The organism is Kitasatospora sp. NPDC059088 (assembly GCF_042738155.1).
Taxonomy (GTDB): domain Bacteria; phylum Actinomycetota; class Actinomycetes; order Streptomycetales; family Streptomycetaceae; genus Kitasatospora.
In genome coordinates, this window is the sequence record NZ_JBHYGR010000050.1 from 7445 (window position 1) to 16814 (window position 9370).

Annotated in this window: 8 protein-coding genes; 3 read left to right on the forward strand and 5 right to left on the reverse strand. The window is 71.3% G+C overall.

Annotated elements, in window-relative coordinates:
* Window positions 1-121 precede the first annotated feature (121 nt).
* On the reverse strand, window positions 122-328 hold the full coding sequence (bldC, locus tag ACFWXO_RS22770) for a developmental transcriptional regulator BldC (RefSeq protein WP_014137253.1): 207 nt from the start codon (window positions 326-328) through the stop codon (window positions 122-124).
* A gap of 487 nt (window positions 329-815) precedes the next feature.
* The gene (locus tag ACFWXO_RS22775; protein ID WP_375896309.1) at window positions 816-1712 is read right to left on the reverse strand and encodes a hypothetical protein; all 897 of its coding nucleotides are present in this window, start codon (window positions 1710-1712) and stop codon (window positions 816-818) included.
* A 207-nt stretch (window positions 1713-1919) separates the two neighbouring features.
* Here ACFWXO_RS22775 and ACFWXO_RS22780 point away from each other — a divergent pair, with 207 nt between their 5' ends.
* Window positions 1920-3077 carry a Glu/Leu/Phe/Val dehydrogenase dimerization domain-containing protein gene (locus ACFWXO_RS22780; RefSeq protein WP_380525579.1) on the forward strand — a complete coding sequence of 386 codons (1158 nt, stop codon included), beginning with the start codon at window positions 1920-1922 and terminating at the stop codon, window positions 3075-3077.
* Window positions 3078-3495: 418 nt separating this feature from the next.
* Window positions 3496-3753 (forward strand): DUF3073 domain-containing protein, encoded by a 258-nt coding sequence (locus ACFWXO_RS22785; protein WP_375896303.1) that lies wholly within the window; start codon window positions 3496-3498, stop codon window positions 3751-3753.
* A 257-nt stretch (window positions 3754-4010) separates the two neighbouring features.
* Here the strand turns inward: ACFWXO_RS22785 and purM are convergent, their stop codons facing one another.
* From purM to ACFWXO_RS22800, 3 genes are all read right to left on the reverse strand, one after another.
* Window positions 4011-5096: a phosphoribosylformylglycinamidine cyclo-ligase gene (gene purM, locus ACFWXO_RS22790; RefSeq protein ID WP_375896300.1), complete on the reverse strand. Its 1086-nt coding sequence runs from the start codon at window positions 5094-5096 to the stop codon at window positions 4011-4013.
* A gap of 83 nt (window positions 5097-5179) precedes the next feature.
* Window positions 5180-6763 (reverse strand): amidophosphoribosyltransferase, encoded by a 1584-nt coding sequence (gene purF, locus ACFWXO_RS22795; RefSeq protein ID WP_380525580.1) that lies wholly within the window; start codon window positions 6761-6763, stop codon window positions 5180-5182.
* Window positions 6764-7003: 240 nt separating this feature from the next.
* Complete coding sequence (locus ACFWXO_RS22800) at window positions 7004-7849, reverse strand: diacylglycerol kinase (RefSeq protein WP_375896295.1); 846 nt, start codon at window positions 7847-7849, stop codon at window positions 7004-7006.
* A 126-nt stretch (window positions 7850-7975) separates the two neighbouring features.
* Here ACFWXO_RS22800 and ACFWXO_RS22805 point away from each other — a divergent pair, with 126 nt between their 5' ends.
* A complete protein-coding gene (locus tag ACFWXO_RS22805) occupies window positions 7976-9259 on the forward strand; it encodes an adenylosuccinate synthase (protein WP_375896292.1) in 1284 nt (427 codons plus the stop codon).
* Window positions 9260-9370 lie beyond the last annotated feature (111 nt).

Consider the following 9370-nt stretch of genomic DNA (forward strand, 5'->3'; position numbering starts at 1 on the left):
GTCGCCCCCCTCTTTCCCCCCGCCCCGGGGGGGGGGCGGGGGCGGGCGCGCCCCCCCGCGCGCCCCCCCGGGCGGGGGGCGGCCCCCCCCCCCCCCCCCCTTCGAAAGAGCCTTTGGCCTATCAGGCCTCAGTGCGCTGAGCGGGAATCCCCGCCAGCAGAGCGCGCACCTCCGCCTCACGGTAGCGGCGGTGACCGCCGAGCGTGCGGATCGACGTGAGCTTGCCGGCCTTGGCCCAGCGGGTGACCGTCTTCGGGTCCACGCGGAACATGGTGGCAACCTCTGCCGGCGTCAGCAGCGGCTCAGCATCAGGGGTACGAGCGGTCATGAGCGGCCTCCTCGGGAGAACCGAACCAGGGCGGTTCTATCCTTCAAATTCTGCACCTTGGCCCGCGATGCCCGAAATGGCATAGACGGGCCGAGTCGGTTATAGGACGAACGGCTTGTCCTGGTGTCTACAACTACACCATCCGTCCAGCCCTATCGACCAAACCGCCAAAATTGACCCCTCACGGGTTCAAGGCCGACGGATGGCGATGGACCACCCCATAACGGACAGTCACACGGCCGTGACGTCCGGTTACGAGGGGACCAGACCCTCCGTTTCCCCGCAAAGCACGCATCGACTCCAGAACCACCCAAAAGTGGGCACGCTCACGTGAAGTTGGGCTGGTTGTCCCATTTTTGCACATAGGGGTTAGTTCGCGTCAACGGTGAGTAGTGTCACGTTCGACAGCTATTGACCCGAACCGGGACCTTGGTCGGCACCGTTGTGGACCAAAGACCTCTGACAGTCATACACGGGAGGTCCGACGTCAGTTCGCGTGCCGCAGCGCCAGCACCCGCTGCCACCGCCCCGTCAGCTCCCCGTACGCCCGCAGCGCCTCCGCGGTGTCCCCGGCCCGCAGCGCGCGCAGCCCGTCCTCCAGCTCCCCCGCCGAACGGTCCGCCAACAACCGCTCCGGCCCCAGCAGATGCACCAGCCCCCCGTAGTCCAGCTCCACCAGCGAGCGCGGATGGAACTCCTCCAGCCACCGCCCGACCCGCTCCGCCCCGCGCACCAGCTCCCCGTCCGGCACCGCCTCGCGCAGCGCCCGGTAGGCCCGTGCCACCCGGCGCCGCGCCTGGGCCATCGGCACCAGGTAGAACAGCGCCGCCGGCCTCCCCCGCTCCCCCTCCTCCGTGCCCGCTCCCCCCGGAACGAAGCACCGGTCCTCGTCCCCGAACGGCAGGAACCAGCGCACCGGGACCTCCCACCGGCTGGTGAGGATCCACGGCCGGGCGTCCGGGTGCCCGGCCAGCCAGCGCTCCCGGTCCGCCTCGGCGGCCGCCCGGGTCACCGGCGGCACCGCGGTGTCCACCAGCGCCACCGGGGCCCCCGCCCGCAGCTCCTCCAGCGCCTGCCAACTGCGCAGCCTGGTCGCCCACGGGCACACGTACAGTACGCCGTCCACGGTCCGCAGGTACGCCCGGCCGCTCTCCTGCTCCGGCAGCGCCCGGGGCGTGCGGGCGGCCAGCTCCACCAGGGCGGCCCGCTGCTCCTCCAGCACCGCCGCCGCGACCGACTGCTCCGCCGCGGCGGCGTCCGGCCCGTGCTCCGCGGCGTAGGCCTGCCAGTGCGCCCGCTCGGGCTCCGGATAGGCCGCCAGCGGCTCGTAGACCCGCAGGTGGGCCGCGTAGGGCGGCAGTACGGAGGTGCGCACGACGGTCACGTCCTGCATGGTCGCACGCGCCGCCCGGCCCCGGGAGGGCGCGACCCCGAACCGTTCGCGCCCGGACTCCGGCCCCCTCGCGTCTCACTCCTCGGACAATGGGCACAAGCTCGGACAAGAGGGCCGGTCGGGCCCGCGCGCGCGACTACGCTTTCGCCCCAGACGCCCGCACCACAGCAGCGGGCCCTCGATACTGGAGTCACCACAGTGACCGACGTACAGACCCCCGCCACGCACCCCGCACCCGGTGTGCTCAGCAGGATCTTCCGGACCGAGCAGGACGGCGCCCCCGGCGACGGCCACGAGCAGGTCGTCCTCTGCCACGACCGCAGCTCCGGTCTCAAGGCGATCATCGCCATCCACTCCACCGCGCTCGGCCCCGCCCTCGGCGGCACCCGCTTCTTCCCGTACGCCTCCGAGGAGGCGGCCCTGGAGGACGCGCTGAACCTGTCCCGCGGCATGTCCTACAAGAACGCGCTGGCCGGGCTCGACCTCGGCGGCGGCAAGGCCGTCATCATCGGCGACCCGAACAAGGACAAGAACGAGGCGATGCTCCGCGCCTACGGCCGCTTCGTCGAGTCGCTGCGCGGCCGCTACATCACCGCCTGCGACGTGGGCACCTACGTCCAGGACATGGACGTCGTCGCGCGCGAGACCGAGTTCGTGACCGGCCGCTCGCCCGAGCACGGCGGCGCCGGCGACTCCTCCATCCTGACCGCCTTCGGCGTCTTCCAGGGCATGCGCGCCAGCGCCCAGGCCCGCTGGGGCCAGCCGACCCTGCGCGGCAAGCGGGTCGGCGTCGCGGGCGTCGGCAAGGTCGGCCACTACCTGGTCGGCCACCTGGTCGCGGACGGCGCCACCGTCGTCGTCACCGACCCGTTCGAGGCGGCCGTCAACCGGGTGCGCGCCGCCCACCCCGAGGTGGAGGTCGTCGCCGACACCGCCGCCCTGCTCCGGGCCGAGCTGGACGTCTACGCCCCGTGCGCCCTCGGCGGCGCGCTGACCGACGACGTGGTCGCCGCGCTCGGCGGGTTCGGCACCTCGATCGTCTGCGGTGCGGCCAACAACCAGCTGTCCCACCCGGGCGTCGAGAAGGACCTGGCCGACCGCGGCATCCTCTACGCCCCCGACTACCTGGTGAACTCCGGCGGCGTGATCCAGGTCGCCGACGAGATCGACGGCTTCAACTTCGAGCGGGCCAAGAACAAGGCCACCAAGATCTTCGACACCACCCTGGAGATCTTCACCCGGGCCGCCTCCGACGGCATCCCGCCGGCCGTCGCCGCGGACCGCCTGGCCGAGAAGCGGATGCGCGAGATCAGCGCGCTGCGCACGGTCCTGCTGCCGGGCTCGCGCCGCGGCTGATCCGGCGGGCCGGTCCGGCTCCGCCCGGACCCCCTCCGGACCCCTCCCGGGCGCCTGACGCGCGGGGGGCCGCCACCTCCGGCCCCCCGCGCATCACGATGTGGAACCGGATTCTCACTTCTGCGTCCGATCAGGTGATCCAACGCCCCCGTAGGGGGGATAATCAGTCCTGGAACGACGGACCCGAGACACCTCTGGACAGCGTGCAAATCGCCGCAAAACCTCCCCTGACCTGGGAAGACCTGGTCTCGGGTGCGGTCAGTGCGCGCCACGTCACAACCACGACGTACCGTCCAGCGGCGGAAACAGGTACCGTTAATGCTCCAAGGGACGGTCCTCCCATTCGGGCAGGCCGGTCCTGATCATGAACACGTGTCAGACTCGGGGCCGTGAGCCCCATCGTTGAGGGGGTCGACCCATGGGGCGCGGCCGGGCCAAGGCCAAGCAGACGAAGGTCGCCCGCGAGCTGAAGTACAACAGCGGCGGGTTCGATGCTAACCGTCTGTCCAACGAGCTGGGCGCATCGCCGTCCACCGCTCCGATCGACCCTGAGCCGATCGAGGAGGTGGAGGACGACGACCCGTACGCGGAGTACGCCGCCCGCTACGCCGACCTCGACGACGAGGACGACAGCGAGCCGGGCACCGGGCCGTCGCAGGCCTCCCGCCGCTCGTAACCGCAGCTTCGCCTGACCGGTCCTGACGCCCCTGGGCGCCGGACCGGTCTTCGGCGTTGCTGTGTTGGTCGCCCCTCGCCTCCGGGGCGCTCCGACCCGGTGCCGACGGTCGGCGCTCCCTCGCTCGTTCCTCGCTCCCTCGCTTCTCCCTTTCGGCACCGGCGCGCCCCTTCGGCTCGGGGCGGATGGGGGCACCGCTACGTGCGAGAGGGCCCCTCCGGTGCTCCGGAGGGGCCCTCTGCGCGTCCGACCGGCCGTCAGGCCGTCGTGAAGCCCTCATAGGCGTTGTACAGGGCCGCACCGGCCTCGTGCTCGTCCGTGCGGTCGACCACGTCGCCGAGCAGCCAGGCCTCGACGCCCCGGTCCTCCAGGATCGACAGCACCACGTCCACCGAGTGCGGCGGGACGACGGCGACCATGCCGACGCCCATGTTGAGCGTCTTCTCGATCTCCAGGGTGGCCACCTTGCCGACCTCGGCGACGGTCCGGAAGACCGGCAGCGGGGTCCAGGTGCCGCGGTCCAGGCGGGCGTGCAGGCCCTCCGGGATCACCCGGGCCAGGTTGGCCGCCAGGCCGCCGCCGGTGACGTGCGAGAAGGCGTGCACCTCGGTGGCCCGGGTGAGCGCCAGGCAGTCCAGCGAGTAGATCCGGGTCGGCTCCAGCAGCTCCTCGCCGAGGGTGCGGCCGAACTCCTCGACCTTGCGGTCCAGCTTCCAGCCGGCCTCGTTCAGCAGCACGTGGCGGACCAGCGAGTAGCCGTTGGAGTGCAGGCCGGAGGCGGCCATCGCGATCACCACGTCGCCGGCCCGGACCCGCTCGGCGCCCAGCAGCGCGTCGGCCTCGACCACGCCGGTGCCGGCGCCCGCGACGTCGTACTCGTCCGGGCCGAGCAGGCCCGGGTGCTCGGCGGTCTCGCCGCCCACCAGGGCGCAGCCGGCCAGCGCGCAGCCCTCGGCGATGCCCTTGACGATCGAGGCGACCCGCTCGGGGACGACCTTGCCGACGCAGATGTAGTCGGTCATGAAGAGCGGCTCGGCGCCGCACACCACGAGGTCGTCCACGACCATGCCGACCAGGTCGTGGCCGATGGTGTCGTGCTTGTCCATGGCGGCCGCGATGGCCACCTTGGTCCCCACGCCGTCGGTGGCCGAGGCCAGCAGCGGCCGCTCGTAGTTCTTGAGGGCGGACACGTCGAAGAGGCCGGCGAAGCCGCCGAGACCGCCGACCACCTCGGGGCGGCTGGCCTTCTTCACCCACTGCTTCATGAGCTCGACGGCGCGGTCGCCCGCCTCGATGTCGACACCGGCGGCGGCGTAGGTGGCGCCGTTCTGGTTGCTGGTCACTGCGTGCGGCCCTTTCGGGTCAGGTGGGGGTGGTTCGGAAACAGCGGTGGGGCCCCGGTTCGCGGGACCCCACCGTGGATTCGCTACGGGCGGCGCAGCGCGTCGGCCGCGCCCGCCCCGCCGAGCAGCGACTGGACGCCGTCCAGGTCGCTGCCGCTGGTCGGCTTGCCGCGGACGGCCGGCTGCTGCTGGCCGCCCTTGATCTCGGCCTCCAGCAGGAGCTTGCCGAGCAGCGCCGGGTCCGGCAGCTCCATCGGGTACTCGCCGTCGAAGCAGGCCCGGCAGAGCCTGTCCTTGGGCTGCTTGGTGGCCTCGATCATGCCGTCGATCGAGATGTACGAGAGCGAGTCGGCGCCGAGCGTGCGGCCGATCTCCTCGATGGTCATGCCGTTGGCGATCAGCTCCGCGCGGGTGGCGAAGTCGATGCCGAAGAAGCAGGGCCACTTCACCGGGGGCGAGGAGATCCGGATGTGCACCTCGGCGGCGCCCGCCTCGCGCAGCATCTTCACCAGCGCGCGCTGGGTGTTGCCGCGGACGATCGAGTCGTCCACCACCACCAGGCGCTTGCCGGCGATGACCTCGCGCAGCGGGTTCAGCTTGAGCCGGATGCCGAGCTGGCGGATCGTCTGGCTGGGCTGGATGAAGGTGCGGCCCACGTAGGCGTTCTTCACCAGGCCGGAGCCGTACGGGATGCCGCTGGCCTCGGCGTAGCCGATCGCGGCGGGGGTGCCGGACTCGGGCGTCGCTATCACCAGGTCGGCCTCGACCGGGGCCTCCACGGCCAGCCGACGGCCCATCTCCACCCGGGAGAGGTGCACGTTGCGGCCGGCGATGGAGGTGTCGGGGCGGGCCAGGTAGACGTACTCGAAGACGCAGCCCTTGGGCTTGGCCTCGGCGAAGCGCGAGGTGCGCATGCCGTTCTCGTCGATGGCGATGAGCTCGCCGGGCTCGACCTCGCGGATGAAGGAGGCGCCGCAGATGTCCAGCGCCGCCGTCTCGGAGGCGACCACCCAGCCGCGCTCCAGCCGGCCGAGCACCAGCGGGCGGATGCCCTGCGGGTCGCGGGCGGCGTAGAGGGTGTGCTCGTCCATGAAGACGAGCGAGAAGGCGCCCTTGACCTTCGGCAGCACGACCTTGGCCGTCTCCTCGATGGAGAGGTCCGGGTGGCCGGCCAGCAGCGCGGTCACCAGGTCGGTGTCGTTGGTCGCGGCGGTCCGGCCGGAGCGCGAGACGTGCTCCTCGCCGGGCAGTTCGGCGACCATGGCCGCCAGTTCGGCGGTGTTCACCAGGTTTCCGTTGTGCCCGAGGGCCAGCGAACCGTGGACGGTCGCCCGGAAGGTCGGCTGGGCGTTCTCCCAGACCGAGGAACCGGTGGTCGAGTAGCGGGCGTGTCCGACGGCGATATGCCCGTGCAACGACCCCAGGGAGGCCTCGTCGAAGACCTGGGAGACGAGTCCCATGTCCTTGAAGACGAGAATCTGGGAGCCATTGCTCACTGCGATGCCCGCGGATTCCTGACCGCGGTGCTGCAGGGCGTAAAGGCCGAAGAACGTGAGCTTGGCGACCTCCTCGCCGGGAGCCCAGACACCGAAGACGCCGCAAGCGTCCTGGGGGCCTTTCTCACCGGGAAGAAGATCGTGGTTGAGTCTTCCGTCACCACGTGGCACGCCTTCGAGTCTAGGGCAGTTGACCAGGGCTTCCGGTACCCGGGAGGTCCGCTCCGGGCGGAGATCGCGGAGTAACGCGCGTAGACAAAACCCCTTACGGAGCCGGGAATTCGGGTGGGGGAATTCCGGCGGGCGGCGGTTGGCCTTGCGGTTCGCGCCCGTTGGGGCTTTCCGTGTGCGCAGCGGTGGTCGCCGGGCGGCTCCGAACGTGAGCCTGCTCACCCGGGGTTCACCCGGAGGTCACGCGGCGGGCAGCAACAGGCCCCAGGCGCCCGGGTGCACCGTCCAGGTCCGGGCCCGGACCGGGCCGACCGGATGGCCGTCCGCCTCGTAGCCGAAGCCGCGCCCGACCACCGAGACGCTGGCCGCCCGCGCCCGCACCAGCGCGCCGGGCGCGCGGACCACCACCTCCAGCACGCCGGCACCGTCCGCGCCGGCGCCGGTGAGGGTCAGCTCGACCAGCCGGACCGGGCGGTGCACGTCGGCCAGCAGCCGGCCGTCCGCCTCGACCCGGACCCGGGGGCTGTGGTCGACCGCGTCGGAGGTGAGTGCGTTCGCCTGCTCGGCCGCAGCCAGTTTCGCCCATAGCGAACGCCAACCACCCGGACGGCCCTCCGAGCGGGGCGCTCCGCCGCCGGTGATCCGCACCCCGCCGAGCGCCACCCCGCCGCCGTCGTCCACCAGCAGGTCGAAGGTGCGGGGCGACCCCGACAGCACCGCCCGCGCGGCCCGCACCGGCTCCTCCGGCACACCCAGTGCGCGGGCCGCCGCCAGCTCCTCCGCGCGGCCGACCGGAACCATGCCCACCGGATCCGCGCCCAGCTCACGCTGGCGGTGCAGGGCCTGGAGCACCCGCTGCAGGGCGAGGTCGGAACCGATCACCACCGGTCGCCGCCGACCCCGGTGCGAAAGCATCCGGTCGAGTTCGGTCGGGTTGTCCGGATAGGCCACCTTGACGTCCGCACCCCCGCAGAGCACGTCCCTCGCGATCCGCACCGACTCCCCGTCGGTCCGCCGGGCCACCGGGTCGAGCAGCAGCAGAAGGGGCTCGGGACCGCCGGTTCCAGGCGTGGACAGGGACGACACGACCGGTCCTTCCTCAGGTAATCTCTCGGTGCAAGAGCCCCTTGCGCCATTGCGCCAGGGGCTTCGTCTATCTCGGGGCAGACTGCGGCCTACGCAGGATGCCCCAACCGGAAGGGGTGTACGCCTGTGCCGGCACTCGTGCTCGTTGGCGCTCAGTGGGGGGACGAGGGCAAGGGGAAGGCCACCGACCTCCTCGGCGGCTCCGTCGACTACGTCGTCCGCTACCAGGGCGGCAACAACGCCGGTCACACGGTGGTCATCGGCGACCAGAAGTACGCCCTGCACCTGCTCCCCTCCGGCATCCTCAGCCCGAACGTGACCCCGGTCATCGGCAACGGCGTCGTCATCGACCCGGGCGTGCTGCTCTCCGAGCTGGCCGGCCTGAACGAGCGCGGCATCGACACCTCGAAGCTGCTGGTCTCGGGCAACGCCCACCTGATCACCCCGTACCACCGGACCATCGACAAGGTCACCGAGCGCTTCCTCGGCAAGCGCCGGATCGGCACCACCGGCCGCGGCATCGGCCCGACCTACGCGGACAAGATCAACCGCGTCGGCATCCGGGTCCAGGACCTGTTCGACGAGTCGATCCTGCGCCAGAAGATCGAGGCGGCGCTGCACGACAAGAACCAGATCCTGGTCAAGCTCTACAACCGCCGCGCCATCCCGGCCGACCTGGTGGTCGAGGAGTACCTGGGCTACGCGGACAAGATCCGGCCCTTCCTCGCCGACACCACCCTCGTCCTGGACGAGGCGCTCAAGGCGAACAAGGTCGTCCTGCTGGAGGGCGGCCAGGGCACCCTGCTCGACGTCGACCACGGCACGTACCCCTTCGTGACCTCGTCGAACCCGACCGCGGGCGGCGCCTGCACCGGCGCCGGCATCGGCCCCACCAAGATCGACCGGGTCATCGGCATCCTCAAGGCCTACACCACCCGCGTCGGCTCCGGCCCGTTCCCGACCGAGCTGCTCGACGAGGACGGCGAGGCGCTGCGCCGGATCGGTGGCGAGCGCGGTGTCACCACCGGCCGCGACCGCCGCTGCGGCTGGTTCGACGCCGTCATCGCGCGCTACGCGACCCGGGTCAACGGCCTCACCGACTTCTTCCTCACCAAGCTCGACGTGCTGACCGGCTGGGAGCAGATCCCGGTCTGCGTCGCGTACGAGATCGACGGCCGGCGGGTCGAGGAACTCCCCTACAACCAGTCGGACTTCCACCACGCCAAGCCGATCTACGAGACGCTGCCGGGCTGGACCGAGGACATCAGCAAGGCGAAGACCTTCGCCGAGCTGCCGAAGAACGCCCAGGCCTACGTGAAGGCGCTGGAGGAGATGTCCGGCGCGCCGATCTCCGCCATCGGCGTCGGCCCGGGCCGGGACGAGACGATCCAGATCAACTCGTTCATCTGAGCCCGTTCCTCCGGAGGGGGCGCCCGGGGAGGGGCGCACAGACGGGGCCGGGGAGGTTTTGCAACAACAATATATAATTTCAGAGAAAAAGTGACAGAATGATATATAGTG

Coding starts and splice junctions, on each gene's coding strand:
- bldC (WP_014137253.1), bottom strand. CDS start 328: ATGACCGCTCGTACCCCTGATGCTGAGCCGCTGCTGACGCCGGCAGAG.
- ACFWXO_RS22785 (WP_375896303.1), top strand. CDS start 3,496: ATGGGGCGCGGCCGGGCCAAGGCCAAGCAGACGAAGGTCGCCCGCGAG.